Origin of the sequence: Paenibacillus phytohabitans, assembly GCF_013141775.1 — a bacterium.
Classification (GTDB): Bacteria; Bacillota; Bacilli; order Paenibacillales; family Paenibacillaceae; genus Paenibacillus_AQ; species Paenibacillus_AQ phytohabitans.
Genome location: NZ_WHOB01000020.1, coordinates 190635 through 210048, shown reverse-complemented (window position 1 = coordinate 210048; position 19414 = coordinate 190635). Strand labels below are relative to the sequence as shown.

Below are 19414 nucleotides of genomic sequence, written 5' to 3'. Positions count from 1 at the left end.
AGACTGCGCTTACCGGATGAATCGGATAGATTCACCTCAGGCAGGATGAACGCTGCAGGTTCTGCCTGGGGAGAGTCGGGCCCTGACGTATACATAAAGAAACAGCCCGCTGGCAGGAATTCTGCTGCGGGCTGTTTGGATATCAACAAGAAACTATAAGTTCAACAGCTAGGACTAATACTCCATTACAAAAGCGACATTCTGCCATCCGGCGCCTACTGTCCAGAACAGGACCTTGTCTCCGCGTTCCAGCTGTCCGGTAGTCACTGCTTTGTGCAGGGCAATAAACGGGCTGCTGGTGGAGGTGTAGCCGAATTCATCCCCGATGTAGACGGCTGCATCAGCGTCAATTCCGGTTTTGCCGGCAACGGCCTTGATATTCGGAAGTGACAACTGCGAGAAGCAGGCGGCCTTGATGGATTCAGGTGCGATTCCGTTATTGCTGAGCAGGGTGTTAATTGATTCTGAAGCAGCATCCACACAGATGGAATCATCGAACGGGATGAACTTCACATTGAATTCTCCGGCAGCCACACCCGTACGTCCGAGATTGGCTAAACCTTCCGCCGGGAACAGCGAGTTGCCGTAGACGCAGGTATCGGTCTGATAGATCGAATCAATGAAGCCTACCGAATTCTCGTCACGCTCCAGAATGAGCGCGGCAGCTGCATCACCGAAGTTGGCGTAATATACCGGGTCATTCTTGTCCGCATGCGGGGCAACGTAGTCAGAACCAATGACAAGTGCACGGCGGATTCTTGGGTTCGCCATCATTTGACGGCTGACCTGTTCAACCGAAGCGGTCATTCCTGCGCAGTTGGCATTACTGTCGATACAGATCGTATGCGATGCACCATTAATCAGGCGGTGAATCATCAATGAGTTCGTTGGGAAAATATATTCAGGAGTCTGGCTTGCATAAGCGATCAGGTCAATGTCTGCGCCGGTCAGGCCGGTCTTGTCCAGTACATTGCTTGCGGCTTCAAAAGCCATCGTCAGGGAGTTCTCATCCTTGCTGTCGATACTGTAGCGGTTTTCACGGCCAAGAGCAGCCAGCAGGCCACGGATATCAATTCCCTTCTCATCGAAGTGCTGAATGAAGAAGTCATTGCTGATGCTTTTGCTTGGATGATAGATATCAATGTCCTTAATGCGAATCCCTGCCATAGTAAACCTCCTAAAAGTTTGGGTAGCCCGTAAGCATACACTTAGTTTCGTGAGCGAATCCTGCGTTTCAAACCGCTAATAATGGTTTAAAAATAAGTTAACCTAAGCTTGTACCGTAGACGTGATTTCCAGGTTTTCGAGTCCTGCTTTGCGGCCCAGACGTGCCAGCTGCATTTTGAGAATAGGGTTATTCTCAAGGGTAAGGCTCACTTTTTGGAAGCCGTCTGCCTTGAACATGATGAAGCAGCCTTCGAGCAACGGCACAACATCAGGAGCGGTTACATTCAGCTTGCGGCAATCGATATCCAGTGCATATTCGGATGGGTTGATCGGATTGATGGTCTGCTGATAGGCTTGTATCGATTTAAGACCGTCCTCGTTCGAGAAGGTTCCTTCCAGCTCGATGTTAATTACTTTCTTCGCATTGTCTGTCTTCAAAATAAATTGTCCCATGTTCATCTCTCCCGTAATTTTAATTGCATGACTATTCAGAGTGACCTGATGATTCATCATGTTGATATCCCAAAAAACTACGTTCCTGCGACGATATTCGACAAAGTGAACTTGGTTTTGGGATATTTTGCCTTCATTATAACCAGAACTTTCTTGAATACGCAATACAAAAGTCGAATGATGTAATATTGTGTTATTAATTATCGAATTTCTTCCAGCGTCTCCAGCAGAACATTGAACGCCGAGATCACTCTGGGTGCGCCGATACAAGGTGTCAGATGAAGCAGGATACCTTTGATTTGATCAACGGTCATCCCCACGCGGAGCGCCATTACATAGTGAACACCCAGCTGCTCAAATTGTCCCATGGTGATCAAAGAAGAGATGACGGCAATTTCTTTCCAGTCTGAAGCGATGGTGGTCCGCTGAAAAATATCACCGTATGCATTGCCCATGATATACTCGGCTAATTCGGGAAAATGCTCTTTAATAGGAGCTAGGGCTTTGGCCCCATAGTCCCCGGAAAGATTGGTGAAATGGTCCAGTCCGCTGTCTACGTTCATATTCACTTGTTTGCCTCCTGATAGTAAGTTAGGAAATCTGTAACATACAGCCTAGTTGAGATCCAGTGTACGGTGGGCCGTAGGAGGCATTTCGTCACGGTCAGTCAACAGCTCAATAACAGCTACGCGGTTAAGTTCAACTGCTTGGCTGATTGCAGAGGCAAACTCCTCTTGCGTCTCTGCGCGGAAGCCGGTGGCTCCCAGGGACTCAGCAAACTTCACTGCATCCATAGGGACTTCAAAGATGGTTCCATCAATACGTCCGGTTGTTTTTTCCATACCCTTAAGTGCCATATCCAGCTGCATATTGTTCACAACGATGAAAATAACCGGGATATTCTTGCAAACCGCTGTGTTAATTTCAGTTCCGAGCATCATGAAACAGCCGTCACCGGTAATGCAGAAGACCGTCTCTTCCGGCGCAGCAGCCTTGGCACCGATGGCCATGCCGATTGAATTCCCCATGCAGGCGAAATAGGCATCAAATACAAAGCTCCCCGGTTTCTTCACGTTGAACCATTTGACCGCATTGAAGCCGTGGCTGCCGTCATCAACAAACACGCTGCTGTTGTATGGAATCAAATCGCTCATCGTGCTCATTACCGAAGCCAGCGAGAGCTTGGACAGCACAGGCAGCTCTTCAGTATAGTGATTGGAGAGCTCTATTTCACGTCTGGTTATGGTGGACGGATCAATCTTGCCGAGATACAGCTCCAGGTTGTCACGCAAATCGCCGCCGACGGAAATGGTATCGGAAGTCAATATTTTACCGACAAAGGTTGGATCGACATCAAACTGGATCAGCTGATCCGGATGATTCTCCTTCTTAAGATTGCATATGGTCATATCGCTCAGACGCGAACCAAGCACGATAAACAGATCACTGTTGTTCAACATCTCATCCCCATGCGTACATCCGCCAACGCCCACAGGACCGTGATAGAGCGGGTGATCCGCAGCAATGGCTCCTTTACCGCCGGGGGAGGTTACTACAGGTATGTTGAAGGTCTCGGCCAATTGAACCAGTTCCTTGTGCGCACCGGAGCGGTTGACTCCTTTACCGGCAATGATCAGAGGTCTGCTGGAAGCATTGATCGCTGAAATGACCCGTTCGTAGTTGGCGTAGCTGACGAGCCTTTCCCGCTGCGGAAGGACAATCCGGCATTCTTCAAGACGCTCGGTCTGAACATCAAACGGAATACATAAATGAACAGGTCCTTTCTTGTCACCAAGGGCGATAGACAGGGCATGATTGAAAATCGTACTGAAATGGTCGCCGCGTTCAACCAGCTTGCTGAAAAGAGTGGCCGGTCTGAACATGTCTGCCAAATCGGCAAGGTAGGATGTGGAATCCTGACACTGAGGAATCCCCAGCTCTTTAATGGACTGATGACCGGTAATGAAGAGCACCGGGAGATTGTTGGCTTTGGCGTGTGCTGCTGCGGTTAACAGATTCGTTCCGCCGGGACCGGAAGTGCCGAAGGCAACCCCGAGACTGCCTGTTTTCAGTGCATAGCCGCCTGCTGCGAAGCCGGAGCTGGACTCATGCCGGCCGGGAATAAACTCAATGCCATAGTCAACAAGTTTGAGAGCTATAGGACAAATGGACTTGCCAATAATACCAAAAGAATGTGTTACCCCAAGATCGCGTAATGCTTCCGCCATATAATCTGCAACTGTCTTCAGAACATCCACCCCACAAGTTGTTTTTTGATTGTATGCTAGCAATAGAAAACCTGTACTCGAAATAGGAGCACAGGCCTGTTGCACGAATCACCATTACTGAACGCGGATTCCCGGACGTTCATAGTTTTTCAGCAACCTGGCTGTCATGATCTCACCGGATAAGTGAGACTGTAGATCCATGGCTTTGCGTCATTCCCTTTCGGTGAATTTTGCCTCATATGTTGTTATCAATACAGCGAAGGATAATTTTCCTTTACAATATATTCCTCGCTCGCCTTTTGTCAATAAGCCTTTTGCAGCAAAACGCGAAATTTGGCGAATATTCAGATGTAATAGGAGATGAAATATTAGATATTCAAACTTTTGAAAATGGATGCGTCTGGAAGACCAAAGTCTTATAATGCAAATGCAGAAATAGAACAGAATTTAATCTGCATAAGCCATAAGCCTCATAACATCTTAGGAACCTCATGAAACTATGCAGATGTGTTAGAATTATAGGCTGGAAGAACCCTTAAATAGGTCTTAAGAAATAGGTGATTAAAATTTAAAATAATGTTAGTTTATTAGTAATAAAGAATTAGCAGTAAAGAAGTGCAAAGGCGTTATTTTAGGGTTATGCACTATTTTAACACTTTGTGAATATTACATTACAATCTGCTTTTTTCATGCCAAAAAGAGACCGTTCCCGCAGACTGCTCTGCGGAAAGGGTCTCTTTGGGCTGCTGCTAGAATTTGAAAATATGGATTGTTTTTTGCAGCTGGAAGACAGATTGTGTCATTTTCTCGGTCTCTTCCGCCACGGACTGCAGGGCATGAATTTGTTCGTTCATTGCCGCGGATACCTCCTCGGTACCTGCTGCCGTCTCCTGGGTAATGGCCGAGATATTCTCGATTGCCCCGGAGATCTTGAGCGCACTCTCCAGCATCAGATCACTCTCAGCGGAGAAGGAGGAGATCTGCTCGGTTATGTATTGCACACTATGTACGATCTGCGCGAAAATATGTGCGGTCTCAGTTATCATCTCGTTCTGCACCTGAACAACCTCTTCATTAATAGCGATGTTATCGATAGCCTGCTTGATATCGGCTTCGATGCTGCGTACCAGCCCGAATACTTCCTTGGTGGAGGCGGTTGATTCTTCGGCAAGCTTGCGGACCTCCTGCGCTACAACTGCGAAACCGCGTCCGTGCTCACCTGCGCGTGCAGCTTCAATGGAGGCGTTAAGCGACAAAAGATTGGTTTGTTCGGCAATTTCCGTGATGGTCTTGGTGATCATGGTAATGCCGCGGGCATTCTGTGAGAGCGCTTCGATCGTATCTGCTACTTTTTGTGTAGCCTGGATATTCTTCCGCATGCCTTCGGCTTGAGTGTCTACGGACTGGCGTCCCTTTTCAACCAGCTCCAGTGTATGGGTGGAGCGTTTGTTCATTTCCTTGGTAGAGTTCGTATAATTGGAGACTTTGGTTTCGATATCTTTGATCGATTCCGTCATGTCGGCAATATCCACCGAGATTTCATTCGCACCCAGGGCAAGTTCGTTGGAGGAGGAGGCTACCTGTGCCATTACGATCTTCAGGTTCTGGTTCTTGTCCTCAATACCCCGGCTGGCATCCATAACCTGGCGGGTAAGCTGTGAAACGTCGGTCAGGATCTTCTTCAATTTATCGATCATAGTGTTGAAGGAGCGGCTGATGTCGCCCATTGATCCGTTCTCGTCTGCGCGGCTGGTGAAGTCGCCTTTGGCGATAGTATGCGTCACATTGGAGATATCCTCAAATGAAGATGTAAGCGTTCTCTCAATGAAGCGCGCAAGCGGGTAGGTCAGTGCAGCCAATACCGCAATCAGAATAATACCGATAATCACCTTTCCCATTGCAATGAGCGTAATTAACACAGGGACAGCGAATAAAGCGGCAACCAGGTAACATCCGGCAACGATTCTTTGTTTTAACGGCAGCTTGTTCATCCAGTCCATAGACTATAGTTCCCCCTAGAAATAAATATTGTGTATTGTAATATTATAGGGGATTAAAGCGTAATCGGTCTATTGTAAGAACTGACATAAAACTTCTTTCCGGGCTGCTCCAAAAGAGGATGTTTACACATTGTCTTCATATAATGCAGCCGCTTCCCGCAGAGTGGCCGCAACATTGTCTGCAAGCTCCGCCGGAGCGGTAACTCTAATGCCTGGGCTTAGGGATAAGATGATTCGGCAGGCAGACTCCGGTGTATTGAATTCGGCTTCGACGGAGTGCCAGCCGGGTGAAGGTGAAGGCTCCTGGAATAGTACGGAAACATAACGTTCTTGTATAAGATCCTTCATTATATTGTCCTTCACGAGCAGCTGGGCAGGATAGCGGGGCAATGCAGATTTGAATGCCATAGTAGAGGCTTCCCAGTATTGTGTCAGATTGAAATCCTGAGGTCTGCTAAAATATTCATCCGTGACTTCAGCACTACTTATTCTGGATACCCGGTAGGTCCGCATTTCACCGCTTGTTTCGGCTACGGTATACCATACACCACGTTTGGCTACGAGTCCAAAGGGTGAAATCAGCCGCTCTGATCTCTCCTCCCCGCGCATGTAACTAATTTTCACTTTACGGTCCTCCCATATAGCCTCCTGTAATGCAGTGAGACTGGGATAGGTTTCGCCCGACGGATGCCAGCCCGCACCATCAATATGAATACGCTCATTAAGAAGGCTGAAGGCGGTAGCGGGCTGTCTTGCACCAGCGGCCTGCAGCTTGCGGACAGCGGAAGAGAACTCCTCCTGAATCCCCAGCGCCTGCAGAATTGCAGGGTCTGCCGGCAGCAGCAGTGCACCAATCTCTTTGGGTTTCATACCTGTCAGGGAGGTCCGGTAACCCTCAGCCAGCCTCCAGCCCCCCTCACGTCCGCGTTCTGCCAGCACGGGAATGCCGGAGATGCTCAGTGACTCCATATCCCGGAAGATGGTCCGTTCGGAAACCTCCAGCGTTTGTGCCAGCTCGCGGGAGCTTATTTTACCGCGGCTTTGCAGCAGCAGCAGAATGGATAATAGTCGGTCTGCTCTCATGGATGATGGCCTCCTGGTTATAATGAAATGCTTAAGCAGAACATATTTTAAGTTTATCATATATATATGTCAGTTGATGTCATATATAAAAGTTAATATTAATAAAAGATAACTTCATGATCATCTGATGAAAGCTGAGAGGAGCGGATATAATGACAGAGTTGCAGGGGAAAGTTGCATTAGTTACAGGCGGGAGCAGGGGAGCGGGCAGAGGCATCGCCCTGGAGCTGGCCCGCGCAGGTGCGTATGTGTATTTTACGGGTAGAAACGCCGGTTCAATGCAGGAAGGGGGCGAACGGACACTTGCCGGTGTACTCGGTGAGATTCACAGCTTCGGCGGAGAAGGATCGTATATCCGCTGTGACCACACCAATGACGCGGAGACGGAAGCTGTGATCCGGCAGATTGCCGCGGAGCAGGGCAAGCTTGATATTCTGGTCAATAATGTCTGGGGAGGCAATAATCTTCCGATTGAGAACAAGCCCTTCTGGGAGCTCCCCGCTGCTCATTGGGACCATATGTTCAATGCCGGAGTCAGAGCGCAGCTCATGACTAACTATTATGCTATTCCGCTGATGCGCAGTGAAGGTGCAGGTGCTGGAACCGGGAAGCTAATCATTCATACCACCTTCTGGGACCAGTATAAATATGTAGGGAACTTCTATTATGATCTGTCCAAAAATGCGCTTGTGCGCATGGCCTACGGATTGTCCCTTGAGCTGGCTGCGGATGGGATCGCTGTGATTCCCTTATCGCCTGGCTGGATGCGTACAGAACTGGTGCTGGAGAGCATGAAGACGGATGAAGAGCACTGGCAGGAGGTAGAGGAGCTGCAGGCTAGTGAGTCTACAGCGTACATCGGCCGGGCTGCCGTGGCGCTCGCTGCTGATCCTGAGGTGATGCAGCTGACAGGCAGACCCCAGCAGGTGGGGAGTCTGGCGGAGAAATATGGGTATACAGACACAGACGGGCGGCGGGTCCCGGTATTTAACATTCCGGAGTAGCCCGTAAGCCGGAGGATGCAAAAACACTCTTTTGAAATGCCGGCACGGGCCGGCATTCCTCAAGAGTGTTTTTTGGTGCGCTTATATTGAACTCAGGTATTCCAAGAATATAAGCCCGCGTTCTTCAGTTACAGCAGAGTGATCTCTTCCGCAGTATTGATCTCCGGCAATCCGGCGAGCTTGACCAGTACATCCTGCGGAACAGCCTTGTCAGCAGTCAGCAGCATAATCGCAGCTCCGCCGACAATTTTACGGCCAACCTGCATGGAGGCGATGTTGACGTCGTTCTGGCCGAGCAGTGTACCGACGAGTCCGATGATACCCGGCTTATCATTATGGGAAATGACGATCTGATGACCTTCCGGAGCGATATCTACCGGGAACTTGTTAACCTGCACAATCCGTTCGCCATAGCCTTGCAGCAGGGTTCCGGCAACCAGGCGTTCTTCGTCATGCTCAGCCTTGAGTGTAACGGTAATAAGGTTAGTGAAGCCCTTGGTCTTGGAAGCTTTGGTCACTACTACGTTAACATCACGCGTCTTTGCCAGGTGCATGGAGTTGACGATGTTAACATCCCCGGCAAAATGGCGGGAGAGCACGCCTTTGACAATATAGCGGGTCAGCGGCTGTGTATCCACGTCGGAGAGGTCACCGGCATATTCCACATGAATCTCGCGGATCGCTCCATCTGTAATCTGAGTTACAAAGCTGCCGAGCTTCTCGCCGAGGGTGAAGTAAGGCTGCAGCTTGTTCATTACACTAGGAGCAACCGGAGGGATGTTCACGGCGTTAATGAACGGTTCGTTGCGCAGAATATGCAGTACTTGCTCCGATACATCGATCGCAACATTCTCCTGGGCTTCAACGGTCGAAGCACCCAGATGCGGAGTCACGATAATCTTCGGATGCGAGAGGAACGGGTGATCCGCTTCCGGCGGCTCTTTCTCAAAGACGTCAAAGGCTGCTCCGGCAACAATACCGCTGTCGATTGCTTCAACCAGCGCCATCTCATCAATTACACCGCCGCGGGCACAGTTGATGATGCGCATTCCTTTTTTCATGACTTCGAATTGCGGACGGGAGATCATGTGGCGGGTTTCCGGTGTCAGCGGTGTGTGAACAGTAATGAAGTCTGCTCCCCGGACGAGGTCATCTACCGAAGCCAGCTTTACTTCCAGTTTCTCCGCACGGTCAGCTGTCAGGAAGGGGTCGTAGGCCAGAATATCCATTCCAAAAGCCTTGGCCCGTTTTGCCACTTCGCTGCCGATCCGTCCCATGCCGAGCACACCCAGCGTTTTGCCGCGCAGCTCTACGCCGAGGAAAGTCTTCTTGTCCCATACGCCGGAGATGGTCTTGGCATAGGCTTGAGGAATGTGACGGGCCAGTGCCATCATCATGGCAAAGGCATGCTCACAGGTGGTGATCGTATTTCCGTCCGGAGCATTAATGACCACCACACCGCGTTGTGTAGCTGCCTCCAGCTTAATATTGTCCACACCGACCCCGGCACGGCCAATCACTTTAAGATTAGTACCGGCTGCGATAATTTTCTCAGTCACGGTTGTCTGGCTGCGAACGAGTAAGCCGTCGTATTCGCCGATGATTGCAATAAGCTCGTCTTCACTAAGTCCTGTTTTTTTGTCCACAGTCACATCGCTTGCGTCCATCAATTGCTGAATGCCCAAATCACTGATCGGATCCGATACTAATACTTTAAACATGGTCTCTTGTCCTCCTTCAAATTGGAAAGCCTATTATATATGCCAAGGATTCCCTGGTGGGGTAATCCGCAGTACCAGATTCATAAAAAAGGATTGAAATTTGTTGGAACAACGGGGCAACGCGTTGTCGCATAAAAGAAAAGGCGTGCAGAAATGCTGATTCAGGCAGTGTATGGGCAGGGTAGGCAGATTTAGAGAATCCGGGTACAAAAAAAACTCCCTACCCCATACTACTGCCGTAGTAAGGGACGAGAGTTCTCGTGGTACCACCCTAATTCACTGCAACGGTTAAGAAGCAGCCTCATTGGCCTGAATAGGCCACACTGGTAACGGAGGTGATCCGATTGTATCTACTCAAGGTTCAATACAATATCTCAGGAGCGCTAAAGATTTCCGTCTGCCACCGGTTTGCACCATCCACCGGCTCTCTGAAGACATCAGTAATCTTTGTTCCATCATCGGTTTTGCTTGATTAATTTTTCATAATGTAACATGGTGATGCCAAGTGTGTCAATAGGCTTCTTCTGCGGCGGGCCGCCTTGAAGTGAGCCCTGTTTTTCGTTATGATGCAATAACTGGTCCTACTCATAGAAGAAAGGGAGCTGAGGCATCGTTTCCTTGCCGTAATATTGCTCCCGCCATTTAATGAAGTCCTGCTCCTGCACGGCACCGGTAGAAATGAGCAGGGTGACCGACGACTGGATATCCCCAAGCTTCAGGGAACTGGCGGTTCCGGAATAGATCATATCGTCGATTTTGGCTGTAATATCCTGCGGGTCATAGCCGGCATAAATTCCGCGGTTCAGCATTATGTTTGCGATAGAAGCATTCTTGAGGAGCAAAGGCATCTTTTTCCACTGAATGAAAGTCAGTGTCTTCAGTTCCCCGGAGGCATCGGGTATAGCAGAGTTGGCCTTGGCTCCCCACTTCAGCATAGAATCATAGAAGTTCTTCTGGGCCGTCAGTCCGAATTTCACAGCGCTGGCGGTAAAATTATCACTTCTCAGCAGCTTGGCGGCTTCGGCTCCTGAAGATCCGGCAGTGACCTTCCCTGAAGCCTGTGAGAAGAGAGTCAGGCTCTTAAGGACGTTAAGCTGTGACTCATACAGCAGCGGCGAATTGGTGAAGAGGGAATCCTGCGTGACCTTGTCATACTGCTTGTCGGCCAGAATGCTGAGGTTCTTCAACGTTGCCGCGTTCTGCCGTGCATCTGTGCTGCGTGCAAGGCTGTCCACCTGATCGTTCCAGTTGCGCTTGAATTCCCGATAGGGCAAAAATACGTTATGATAGAACGTAACAAGATCCTGCTGCTGGTAGGAGCCGGAGAATTCCTCCGTAACTTCATGCCCGGCCAGCTGTGCATATTTGGCCTCCGTTTTGTCTGCTCCAACCTTTACTCCCGTAAAAAATGAGGCGAATGCGGATATTAGAAACAATATAAAACCTAGTGTGTACAACATTTGAGTGCGGGAGGTACGGCTGTTCATAATTAGTGCTCCTTCGTATAGGGAAATTATCTTATGTAAAAATATTAAAGAACAGGCAGGTTACGATGAAAAAATTCAAATTGGGTGAAATCAAAATCAAAAAGGCCGATCCTCAGCAGTTAACGGACAAGCTGCTGTTAATAAATCTGTATATTACTCAGGGCCTTACTCTATTTATCGGTTTGATATGGATATTATTACAGAAAAGAAATCCTATTCACATATTAAATTTTCCGGAGAATGCACATTTTGTGTTTTGGGGCCTTGGACTTGCTGCTGTTATGCTGGTTGTTGATTTCCTGCTGACCCATATTGTACCTGAGGACAGCATGGATGACGGGGGGATTAATGAGCTGCTGTTCGGCAACCGTCCTTTGTGGCATATTATTGTCATTGCAGCGATTGTCGCAGTATGCGAAGAGCTATTGTTCCGTGGCGCCATACAGCATTCACTGGGGCCGTACTGGACGAGCATTCTCTTTGCTGTTATTCATGTGCGTTATCTGCGCCACTGGATTCCAACCGGCTGGGTATTTCTCAGCAGCTACGGTCTCGGCTACATCTATATCCATTCCGGCAGTCTATGGGCACCGATCCTGTGCCACTTCCTCATAGATTTGTTCTCAGGAATGGTGATTCGTTACAGGAGGGCATCATGAGCGAAGAACTAAGCCGGGTAAGATCCCGCCAGAAACAGTATAAGGGCGGAGGACAGTCTCCTGTCAAAGAAAATAATGGAAATGGTTCTTCCGAATCAGCTGCCGGACAGCTGGAAGCTCCAGTCCTTGCTCCAGGAACTTTATCGAGAAAGGTCCGACATGCTGAGAAGCCAACCTCCAGGAAACCGAAGCGTGAAGTGGAGCAGCAGGAAGGAGAGGCAACCCCCTCCCGGGCGCAGAGTTATCCGTCCGAACGAATCCGTTTCAGCAAAATGTTTATTAACTCGCTGATCGTCATATTTGTAATGCTGCTCGCTTTTCTATTGTTCTGGGGAATAAAAGGAGCACCTCCGCTGCATGAGCTATGGCAATGATGTGGCTGCTGATTCTCTTGAGCGCTTGTGCTGGAGTGGCGGGGACTGCGGGTATAGTCATGGTTGCCGCAGCCTTCAAAAAACGCATTATTGCCGAGGAAATAGTGCTTGACAGACTGCCGGCTGTTTTTGACGGCTTCCGTATTCTGTTCATTACCGATATTCACCGCCGCCGTCTTCCGGCTGCAATGCTGGCACCGCTCCGCGGGAAGGTGGATGCAGTTTTCCTGGGCGGCGATCTGACGGAAAAGGGCAGTCCGGCGGAGCGCCTGCTGGATAATATGACGCTTACAGCTTCTCTGGCGCCTGTCTACGCAGTTCATGGCAATCATGATTACCGGGCGAATATCTTGCTTGTCGATAATATCATCCGCGGCAGCGGAGCCAGACTGCTGCTGGATGAGAATGTGACTATTGAACGGTCCGGGTCAAGGGTAATACTCACCGGCATGGATTTCCCGAGAAAAGGCGGCAAGAAGGCTTATGCAGCACTGCCGCCCGTGGCTGCCGCAGATACAGAGCTCCTGCGGATCATCCTGGTGCATGATCCGCTGTGGCTGTCCCAGCAGCAGGTGGTGCCCGCTGATCTGATATTGGCTGGACACACACATGGCGGACAAGTGGTGCTTCCCTTTATCGGAAGCAGGCATGGGGATGAATTCTACCGTCACTATAATGCCGGCATGTACGAAATTCCCGGGTATGGGACTGCCGCTCACCCGCTGAAGCTGCTGATCAGCCGTGGCTTCGGGACTGCACACTTATCGCTGCGCTGGGGCAGCCCGGCCGAGATGCATGTACTTACACTCCGCTGCAGGCAGGATTAACACTTATAAACAATTAAGAGACTGCCTCAAAAGCCATGTAATGGCTTCTGAGAAGTCTCCTTTTTTTGAGTAAGATCAACGTTTGCACTTGATTGGACGCTCCGCGAACGGACCGTTGTTCCAATCGCTGTGCTCTCCAGATTTTTATCATTCCCCTTGGCGGTGGAAATCCGGAGACCAAGGCGACCGCTACCGCTTTTCCGCGGGTCAGTCCGTCCTCTCCACTGTTTAAGCGAAATACGAATCTTCAATCTTAAAAAACACACATTAAAAGAAACCGCTCGGCAGCGACCCGACTTTCGAACGCTTAATTAATTGCTTCCGCTCTGAGCGGATGGATGAGGAATGTCCTCAAAGCGGTATATAACGCCGTGCTTCGGTTTCTGGCGAGGCGAATGCCAATTGCTACACCTTTGTTTGGGGAAACGCTGCACCAAGTATGCAGGAAATGGGGGAGTGGTAGTGTATTTGGACATCTGAAGTATAATTGGGGCTTCAGGTGCGTTCTGCTTCGCACATGGAAAAAGTGACACTTGGGGTCGGTTGGCTTTCGCTTGCCGATCCTATGCTAAAGCAAGCCACGGTGGATCAAAAACGCAAGGCCGTGATTCCCCAATAACAGGAGAATCACGGCCTTGCTGTCTTGCGGTTTTCAGATAGACTTAACGCATTTTCAGTTCAATGCTGCGCGGATCGACAAAGCTGTAGCCTTTGCCCTCAAGCGTAGTCAGCAGTGTATCCAGCGCTTCCACGGTCCACGGGAGCTCATGCATCAGAATATTGCTGCCGGAATGCAGCTGGCTGGTAACATTTGTGATCAGTTTTTCCGTTTTATTCGTGTCCTTTTCCTTCATCTCCCAGTCCAGCGAGCCGACAGACCAGGTCATATAGAGCAGTCCATTGTCAGCGGCGATTTTTTTGCCGACGTCACCGCCTGCACCGTGCGGCGGGCGGAAGAACACGGGAGTCTGACCGGTGACCTCCTTGACAATATTCTGCACATCTTCAATCTGTTTCTTAACTTCAGCTTCGGATTTATCCTTCAGCACAATGTGATCCCAGCTGTGATTCCCGATAATGCCGCCGCGGTTATGAATCAGCTCAAGCAGCTCAGGATGCTCCTTCACCCGGTATCCGTTGACGAAGAAAATGGCTTTGGCCTTGTGCTTGTCTAGCGTATCCATCAGCGGATTGATTAATTCCGCATCCTTGGGCCCGTCATCGAAGGTCAGCAGGACGACCTTTTTGTTGGTTGCGGCATCGTTCGGGATGATGTCGTAGTTTTTGTTCATATGGTACAGCAGCGGTACTTCCTCTGAAGCTGCCGCCCCGGTTGGCTGAGCGGTTGCTGTAACTGCCGCATCTGTTGTTGCGGCAGGAGTTGCCTGCGCAGCGGGGGATTCCCCGGCAGGAGAGTCCGTCTGAGCCGGAGCAGAGGCAGGCTGGTCAGTGGCAGGCTGTACTGTAGCCGGAGGCTGTGATGCGTTCCCCGCAGCGGTGTTGCCTGTATTCCCGTCGTTGTTGCTGCAAGCTGACAGCAGAAAAGCAGCCAGGAGCAGCAGTGTTGTTGCTTTACCCACTTTTTTCATCTCGCTTTCTTGTTGTTTGGCTGTATGAGCCGGAATCTTTCCGCGAACACTAAGCATGATTTTACCATACAAGGAGGTTAGAGATATGAATACTTCGTCATTTCTGTGCGGAGTGCTGATGGGTGCGGCCGCCAGTATGATTATGTCCAAAAAACGCAGTGCCATGATGTCTTCACTGCTTCACACGGGCGGTTCTTCAGAAAGTGCCGGTGAGAAAGCCAAGGACAAAATTATGGGAATGGCTATGACCGGCTTCGGAAGTACCGCTGAGGGCAGCAGCCATGATAACGGCTCTCATGCTTCCGGCAGCAGCGAACACAAGCAGGAGGATTCACCGGTGAAGTCCAAAGAATCCAACCTGAATATGCTCAAAGACTTCATCCGCAGCAATCCCGATGTGAAACATGAAGTAGAACAGATTCTCAAGGATACACATACAGCCATACCGGGATTGTAACCGGAATAGGCCGCTGCAGAATCATTTTGGAGACACCAAAGTCGCCAGAATGATTCTTTTTTCTGCCCGCGAAGAGGTTTCGAATACATGCATGTGCATACAACGAAAAGGCGGTGAAGCCGGGCTTTGCAGATATTGGGCAGTAAATTGGGCCTTTTCTATATTTATTTACGTGCATTTGTAGCGTCAAAATGATAACATACATACATAGTAACCATTTTTGGCTCATTACTCGGGACTCATCATACATTAATACTAAATGAGCTTGCAAAAGGAGGATCCTGTCATGAGAATAGAGCGATTAAGTCAAGATAAGATACGGATTTTCCTCACTTTTGACGACCTGAGCGAGCGGGGCATCCAGAAGGAAGACATGTGGCAGGAAGTTCCCAAGGTGCACGACCTCTTTACGGAAATGATGGATCAGGCGTACAGTGAACTTGGTTTTGACGCTACCGGTCCGCTTGCCGTGGAAGTTTTCGCATTGCCCGCGCAAGGCATGGTCGTTATTGTGACCCGGGGGAAATATGATCACCATTCGTACGGTGGTCCCGGGGAAGATGAATTGCCTGAAGAGATTTACGAGATGGAAGTTACTCTTGAACAAAGCGACTCCATTGTGTATGCATTCCGCGATTTTGAGGTTCTGGTTGAAGCGGCCCATGTGCTCATCGGCAATATTACTTCTCAAGGACAGCTGTATTCTTATAATGATAAATGGTATCTCTACTTTGATCCGAAGGAATTCGAAGAAGCGGCATTATCGGGTCTTGTAGGCGTGCTTGCAGAGTTTGGAGATTCATCTCCGGTTACTCAGGCTGTTCTGGCTGAATACGGCAAGACAGTGATGGCGGAGAATGCAATCGAGACCTTATGCACTCATTTTAAACGCCAGGAATAAAGACGGAGAAGGGCAAGGAAGCATCGGCTTAACTGCCCTTCCCTGAGGTTTTGCTGACGGGAGACGATCGTATTTAAGGACGGGCAGTAGTTCAGCCCTGGATTGAAATTCAGAAAGATACTAGTTTTTAGGCGCGGGGGAGGCTATTCGGTGCTTTTGTTATCGGTCATTTCGTCAGCAGTGGCACCGGGACTTGCGCTGCTGACTTTTTTCTATCTGAAAGACAAGTATGATCAGGAGCCGCTCCACATGGTGCTGAAGGTGTTCCTGCTCGGCCTGATTATAGTACTGCCGGTGATGATTATCCAGAGAGGTCTTGTGCTTGGTCTGGACGGCGGCCCTTATGTAGATTCGTTTCTGATCTCCTCCGGCGTGGAGGAAGGTCTGAAGTGGTTTGTGCTGTACCATATGATTTACAATCATACCGAATTTGACGAGCCCTATGATGGAATACTATACGCCGTGGCGATTTCGCTCGGCTTCGCAACGATAGAGAATGTAATGTATGCCTGGTACAGCAATGCTTCAATCGGTTCAATGGTCATGAGGGCGCTGCTCCCGGTATCCGGCCATGCCATGTTTGGCGTGATTATGGGATATCATATGGGAAGGGCCAAGTTTTCAAAAGGAGTCAAGACCAGAGGGATTCTGCTTATTTCCCTGCTGCTGCCATGGCTCTGGCACGGGATTTATGATTTTATACTGACAACTACGGCTAATTATTGGATCTGGTTCATCGTGCCCCTGATGGCTGTTTTATGGTACGGAGGGATGGGCAAGGTGGCGCGGGCCAACAGCCGCTCCCCGTTTCGTTTTTTGAAGCGGGAGGAAGAGGTTAACCTATAATAGAGATGGACACACTTAATCCTACAGGGCAGTTCCGTAAGGCTAGGAATTCCAGAGAGGAGAGGGGTGTCTTTTTTTGCGTGTAAAAGTTCGGATTGTCTGCAAACAGTGCGGCGAAACCTACATATTAAGAGGAAACAAGGAGCAGGGAGTCATTCAGACCGGCTTCAAGCAATGCTTGTGCAGCAGTGTCAGCGGTTTCGATATTGAAGAGCGGGCCTGACAGCTGTTAACCGAATAGAAGAATTTCTATTTTTCCCTGAAACTCCCGTCCTTTAAAGAACGGCGCAACTGTTTCCGCATGGGTGCATAAGACTTCTCAGTTATTGTCAAACTAACGGCAATAAGCTACTGAAAGGAGTTTGACGGACCTATGTACAAAAGATTAAGCGCCATAATGTTCCCGCTGACCGCACTCTTGCTGCTTGGAGCACTGGTCTGGGGGTATCAGGAGAACCAGGAGAAGAATTCGATTCTGATTAAAGCGGAGAACCAATATCAGCGTGCGTTCCATGATCTGTCCTATCATGTGGAGCGGCTTCATGGAGAGCTGGGTAACACGCTGGCGGTCAACACCACCTCCAATGGAATGCACCGCAAGGGTCTGGTGAATGTATGGCGGATTACAAGCGAGGCGCAGAACGAGATCAACCAGCTGCCGCTTACGCTGCTGCCGTTCAGTGAGACGGAGGAATTCCTCTCGAAGATCTCCAATTTCTCCTATAAGGCAGCGGTACGGGATTTCACCAAGAAGCCGCTGACCGAAGGTGAAATGGCTAACTTGAAGACACTTTATGCGAATTCGGCGGAGATCTCCAAGGATCTGCAGGATGTTCAGAACAAAGTCATCAGCAACAGGCTGCGCTGGATGGACGTAGAAACGGCACTTGCTACAGAGGAGAAAGCGGAAGACAACACGATCATTGACGGGTTCAAAACAGTCGACAAACGGGTTGCTGCCTATCCTGAGCTGGACTATGGACCTTCAGTAGCCAGCATCTATGATAAGCGTTCAGTCAAGAAGCTGGGCGGCAAGCCCGTCACAGCAGAGCAGATCAAAGCCAAGGCATTGAAATTCGCCGATTTGGGCGGGAATGCCAATGTGAAGATGCAGGAGAACGGTAAAGGAACCGAGTGGGCATCCTATACGGCTACAATCACATCTAAGGAGCATAAAGAGCCGGTCACCATGGATTTCACCGCAGAAGGCGGGCTGCTGATCTCCTACAACGACAACCGTGAGGTAGGTCCGGCCAAGGTGTCCATGAAGCAGGCCGTGGAGAAGGCCGGCAAGTTTCTGGAGAAGAAGGGTTATCCCGGCATGACCGCAGTCAGTGCAGACAGATATGATAACCTGGGCAACTTAACCTTTGTTACCAGCCAGGACGGTGTCCTGATCTATCCGGAGAAGATGACGGTACGGGTCGGACTGGACACGGGAGAAGCCACCGGATTCCAGGCCAGCGATTATGTGCAGGAGCATAAGGAGAAGCGCGTGATTCCTAAGCCGGAGCTGTCCCTGGCCGAAGTCAGAGCCATGCTGAACCCGGAGTTCAAGGAGCTGTATAACAGGCTGGCCTGGATTGAGAATGAAGATGCTGAAGAGCTGCTGACCTATGAATTCGGAGGCAAAATCAACGGCTCACAGTTCCGGATCTACCTGAATGCTGCTGACGGTAATGAGGAAGCGGTAGAGCAGATCCGTACCTCTTCCGGAGCACAGGACAAATAACCGGAGATACAGGCAGAGTAAGCTAAACTTTAAGAAAAGGCGCATTTCCAAAAGTGGAAAGCGCCTTTTTTGCTGGCCGGATAACGGTATTTAACCACTTGGCCCAAATAATATTTCTGACCGGGCATGAAAGGCCATGCTATAATCGGGTTAGCATTAATTACTAACTCAAGCGGCGGTGACAGGTGTGTATCCCAAAATCAACGAATATCTATACCTGCAGGTTGCTTCCAGCGATGCAGCGGAGTCAGAGGTCGAATACCGGGCAAGAATTGCTGACATGGAGGAAGATACTTTTCTGATAGAAATCCCCATGCAGGAGAGTAACGGGCGGCTGAAAAAACTGTTTGTCGGAGATGAGCTGTCTGTTTATTTTCTTACAGAAGGCGGCATTAAGAATTATTTCAACACCCATGTAATTGGCTTCAAGGAAGAGGTTATCCGGATGGTGCGCCTGCGCAAGCCTGCTGTGGAATCCATCTTCAAAATTCAGCGCCGCAGCTTTTTCCGCGTGAATGCCGAGCTGGAGCTCGCTGTTAAAGATTCCTTGGGCAGCCGCTTTCTGGTGCGGACTGAGGATATCGGCGGCGGGGGGACCTCATTCTTAAGCGATGCCAAAATTACTTTGAAAGTTGGAGATAAGCTAGGCTGCTGGCTGCTGGTAGCGTACCGAAACGGCAGCACGGAGCATGTTAATTTCGAAGGCGAAATTGTACGGATCAAAAAGCTCGAAACCGGACGTAATCTGGTCATGCTGAAGTTTTCGTCCATTTCCGATTCGGAACGCCAAAAAATAATCCGTTACTGTTTTGAACGCCAATTTGATTTCCGTAACCGGTGACAGGACTGTGCGGGGATTCCCCAAAAGGCATCAATATAAGCTTTT

General features: G+C 49.6%; 19 protein-coding genes, 1 riboswitch and 1 other annotated feature. Of the genes, 10 read left to right on the top strand and 9 right to left on the bottom strand.

Annotated elements, in window-relative coordinates:
- Positions 1 to 174 precede the first annotated feature (174 nt).
- The 6 genes from GC101_RS07290 to GC101_RS07265 all read right to left on the bottom strand — a co-directional run bounded on the left by GC101_RS07290 (position 175) and on the right by GC101_RS07265 (position 6931).
- Positions 175 to 1167, bottom strand: a complete 993-nt coding sequence (locus tag GC101_RS07290; protein WP_171716703.1) for a 3-oxoacyl-[acyl-carrier-protein] synthase III C-terminal domain-containing protein — start codon at positions 1165 to 1167, stop codon at positions 175 to 177.
- Positions 1168 to 1269: 102 nt separating this feature from the next.
- On the bottom strand, positions 1270 to 1620 hold the full coding sequence (locus tag GC101_RS07285) for a hypothetical protein (protein ID WP_171716702.1): 351 nt from the start codon (positions 1618 to 1620) through the stop codon (positions 1270 to 1272).
- A 200-nt stretch (positions 1621 to 1820) separates the two neighbouring features.
- The gene (locus GC101_RS07280; protein ID WP_216626509.1) at positions 1821 to 2183 is read right to left on the bottom strand and encodes a carboxymuconolactone decarboxylase family protein; all 363 of its coding nucleotides are present in this window, start codon (positions 2181 to 2183) and stop codon (positions 1821 to 1823) included.
- A gap of 51 nt (positions 2184 to 2234) precedes the next feature.
- On the bottom strand, positions 2235 to 3878 hold the full coding sequence (locus GC101_RS07275) for a thiamine pyrophosphate-dependent enzyme (protein ID WP_171716831.1): 1644 nt from the start codon (positions 3876 to 3878) through the stop codon (positions 2235 to 2237).
- 118 nt (positions 3879 to 3996) lie between these two features.
- A riboswitch (cyclic di-GMP riboswitch) is annotated at positions 3997 to 4093 on the bottom strand.
- A 504-nt stretch (positions 4094 to 4597) separates the two neighbouring features.
- Positions 4598 to 5848 carry a methyl-accepting chemotaxis protein gene (locus GC101_RS07270; protein WP_039301736.1) on the bottom strand — a complete coding sequence of 417 codons (1251 nt, stop codon included), beginning with the start codon at positions 5846 to 5848 and terminating at the stop codon, positions 4598 to 4600.
- A 123-nt stretch (positions 5849 to 5971) separates the two neighbouring features.
- Entirely contained in the window at positions 5972 to 6931 is a 960-nt protein-coding gene (locus tag GC101_RS07265) for a helix-turn-helix transcriptional regulator (RefSeq protein WP_171716700.1), read from the bottom strand.
- Positions 6932 to 7083: 152 nt separating this feature from the next.
- On the opposite strand from GC101_RS07265, the gene GC101_RS07260 reads away from it, so the two are divergent.
- The gene (locus GC101_RS07260; protein WP_171716699.1) at positions 7084 to 7935 is read left to right on the top strand and encodes an SDR family NAD(P)-dependent oxidoreductase; all 852 of its coding nucleotides are present in this window, start codon (positions 7084 to 7086) and stop codon (positions 7933 to 7935) included.
- A 128-nt stretch (positions 7936 to 8063) separates the two neighbouring features.
- On the opposite strand, the gene serA is transcribed toward GC101_RS07260, so the two are convergent.
- Both serA and GC101_RS07250 read right to left on the bottom strand, forming a co-directional pair.
- Entirely contained in the window at positions 8064 to 9656 is a 1593-nt protein-coding gene (gene serA, locus GC101_RS07255) for a phosphoglycerate dehydrogenase (RefSeq protein WP_171716698.1), read from the bottom strand.
- Positions 9657 to 9897: 241 nt separating this feature from the next.
- Positions 9898 to 10124 (bottom strand) — a binding site (T-box leader).
- Between the two features lie 113 nt (positions 10125 to 10237).
- Positions 10238 to 11143 carry a hypothetical protein gene (locus GC101_RS07250; RefSeq protein WP_171716697.1) on the bottom strand — a complete coding sequence of 302 codons (906 nt, stop codon included), beginning with the start codon at positions 11141 to 11143 and terminating at the stop codon, positions 10238 to 10240.
- Positions 11144 to 11208: 65 nt separating this feature from the next.
- Between GC101_RS07250 and GC101_RS07245 the strand changes: the two genes are divergently transcribed.
- Genes GC101_RS07245 through GC101_RS07235 form a run of 3 tightly spaced genes read left to right on the top strand, consistent with a single transcriptional unit; the run spans position 11209 to position 13003 of the window.
- A complete protein-coding gene (locus GC101_RS07245; RefSeq protein ID WP_039301751.1) occupies positions 11209 to 11802 on the top strand; it encodes a CPBP family intramembrane glutamic endopeptidase in 594 nt (197 codons plus the stop codon).
- Positions 11799 to 12176, top strand: a complete 378-nt coding sequence (locus GC101_RS07240) for a hypothetical protein (protein ID WP_171716696.1) — start codon at positions 11799 to 11801, stop codon at positions 12174 to 12176. Before GC101_RS07245 ends, GC101_RS07240 begins: the two co-directional genes overlap by 4 nt.
- On the top strand, positions 12173 to 13003 hold the full coding sequence (locus tag GC101_RS07235; RefSeq protein WP_171716695.1) for a metallophosphoesterase: 831 nt from the start codon (positions 12173 to 12175) through the stop codon (positions 13001 to 13003). The genes GC101_RS07240 and GC101_RS07235 overlap by 4 nt, the downstream gene beginning before the upstream one ends.
- 662 nt (positions 13004 to 13665) lie before the next feature.
- Here the strand turns inward: GC101_RS07235 and GC101_RS07230 are convergent.
- Complete coding sequence (locus tag GC101_RS07230; RefSeq protein ID WP_246354208.1) at positions 13666 to 14592, bottom strand: polysaccharide deacetylase family protein; 927 nt, start codon at positions 14590 to 14592, stop codon at positions 13666 to 13668.
- An 85-nt stretch (positions 14593 to 14677) separates the two neighbouring features.
- Between GC101_RS07230 and GC101_RS07225 the strand changes: the two genes are divergently transcribed.
- From GC101_RS07225 to GC101_RS07200, 6 genes are all read left to right on the top strand, one after another.
- On the top strand, positions 14678 to 15049 hold the full coding sequence (locus GC101_RS07225; protein ID WP_171716572.1) for a hypothetical protein: 372 nt from the start codon (positions 14678 to 14680) through the stop codon (positions 15047 to 15049).
- 286 nt (positions 15050 to 15335) lie between these two features.
- The gene (locus GC101_RS07220; RefSeq protein WP_039301763.1) at positions 15336 to 15950 is read left to right on the top strand and encodes a genetic competence negative regulator; all 615 of its coding nucleotides are present in this window, start codon (positions 15336 to 15338) and stop codon (positions 15948 to 15950) included.
- A gap of 150 nt (positions 15951 to 16100) precedes the next feature.
- On the top strand, positions 16101 to 16796 hold the full coding sequence (gene prsW / locus GC101_RS07215; RefSeq protein WP_039301765.1) for a glutamic-type intramembrane protease PrsW: 696 nt from the start codon (positions 16101 to 16103) through the stop codon (positions 16794 to 16796).
- 76 nt (positions 16797 to 16872) lie between these two features.
- Positions 16873 to 17019 (top strand): hypothetical protein, encoded by a 147-nt coding sequence (locus tag GC101_RS07210; RefSeq protein WP_171716693.1) that lies wholly within the window; start codon positions 16873 to 16875, stop codon positions 17017 to 17019.
- Between the two features lie 150 nt (positions 17020 to 17169).
- Positions 17170 to 18528: a germination protein YpeB gene (gene ypeB, locus GC101_RS07205; RefSeq protein WP_171716692.1), complete on the top strand. Its 1359-nt coding sequence runs from the start codon at positions 17170 to 17172 to the stop codon at positions 18526 to 18528.
- A 187-nt stretch (positions 18529 to 18715) separates the two neighbouring features.
- Positions 18716 to 19369 (top strand): flagellar brake protein, encoded by a 654-nt coding sequence (locus tag GC101_RS07200; RefSeq protein ID WP_171716691.1) that lies wholly within the window; start codon positions 18716 to 18718, stop codon positions 19367 to 19369.
- Positions 19370 to 19414 lie beyond the last annotated feature (45 nt).

Bases quoted from the DNA above. Each gene is read 5' to 3' on its own strand.
- GC101_RS07240 (WP_171716696.1), top strand. From the start codon at position 11,799: ATGAGCGAAGAACTAAGCCGGGTAAGATCCCGCCAGAAACAGTATAAG.
- GC101_RS07235 (WP_171716695.1), top strand. From the start codon at position 12,173: ATGATGTGGCTGCTGATTCTCTTGAGCGCTTGTGCTGGAGTGGCGGGG.
- GC101_RS07260 (WP_171716699.1), top strand. From the start codon at position 7,084: ATGACAGAGTTGCAGGGGAAAGTTGCATTAGTTACAGGCGGGAGCAGG.
- ypeB (WP_171716692.1), top strand. From the start codon at position 17,170: ATGTACAAAAGATTAAGCGCCATAATGTTCCCGCTGACCGCACTCTTG.
- GC101_RS07265 (WP_171716700.1), bottom strand. From the start codon at position 6,931: ATGAGAGCAGACCGACTATTATCCATTCTGCTGCTGCTGCAAAGCCGC.
- GC101_RS07250 (WP_171716697.1), bottom strand. From the start codon at position 11,143: ATGAACAGCCGTACCTCCCGCACTCAAATGTTGTACACACTAGGTTTT.
- serA (WP_171716698.1), bottom strand. From the start codon at position 9,656: ATGTTTAAAGTATTAGTATCGGATCCGATCAGTGATTTGGGCATTCAG.
- GC101_RS07230 (WP_246354208.1), bottom strand. From the start codon at position 14,592: ATGAAAAAAGTGGGTAAAGCAACAACACTGCTGCTCCTGGCTGCTTTT.
- GC101_RS07290 (WP_171716703.1), bottom strand. From the start codon at position 1,167: ATGGCAGGGATTCGCATTAAGGACATTGATATCTATCATCCAAGCAAA.
- GC101_RS07225 (WP_171716572.1), top strand. From the start codon at position 14,678: ATGAATACTTCGTCATTTCTGTGCGGAGTGCTGATGGGTGCGGCCGCC.
- GC101_RS07285 (WP_171716702.1), bottom strand. From the start codon at position 1,620: ATGGGACAATTTATTTTGAAGACAGACAATGCGAAGAAAGTAATTAAC.
- GC101_RS07220 (WP_039301763.1), top strand. From the start codon at position 15,336: ATGAGAATAGAGCGATTAAGTCAAGATAAGATACGGATTTTCCTCACT.
- GC101_RS07270 (WP_039301736.1), bottom strand. From the start codon at position 5,848: ATGGACTGGATGAACAAGCTGCCGTTAAAACAAAGAATCGTTGCCGGA.
- GC101_RS07280 (WP_216626509.1), bottom strand. From the start codon at position 2,183: ATGAACGTAGACAGCGGACTGGACCATTTCACCAATCTTTCCGGGGAC.
- GC101_RS07245 (WP_039301751.1), top strand. From the start codon at position 11,209: ATGAAAAAATTCAAATTGGGTGAAATCAAAATCAAAAAGGCCGATCCT.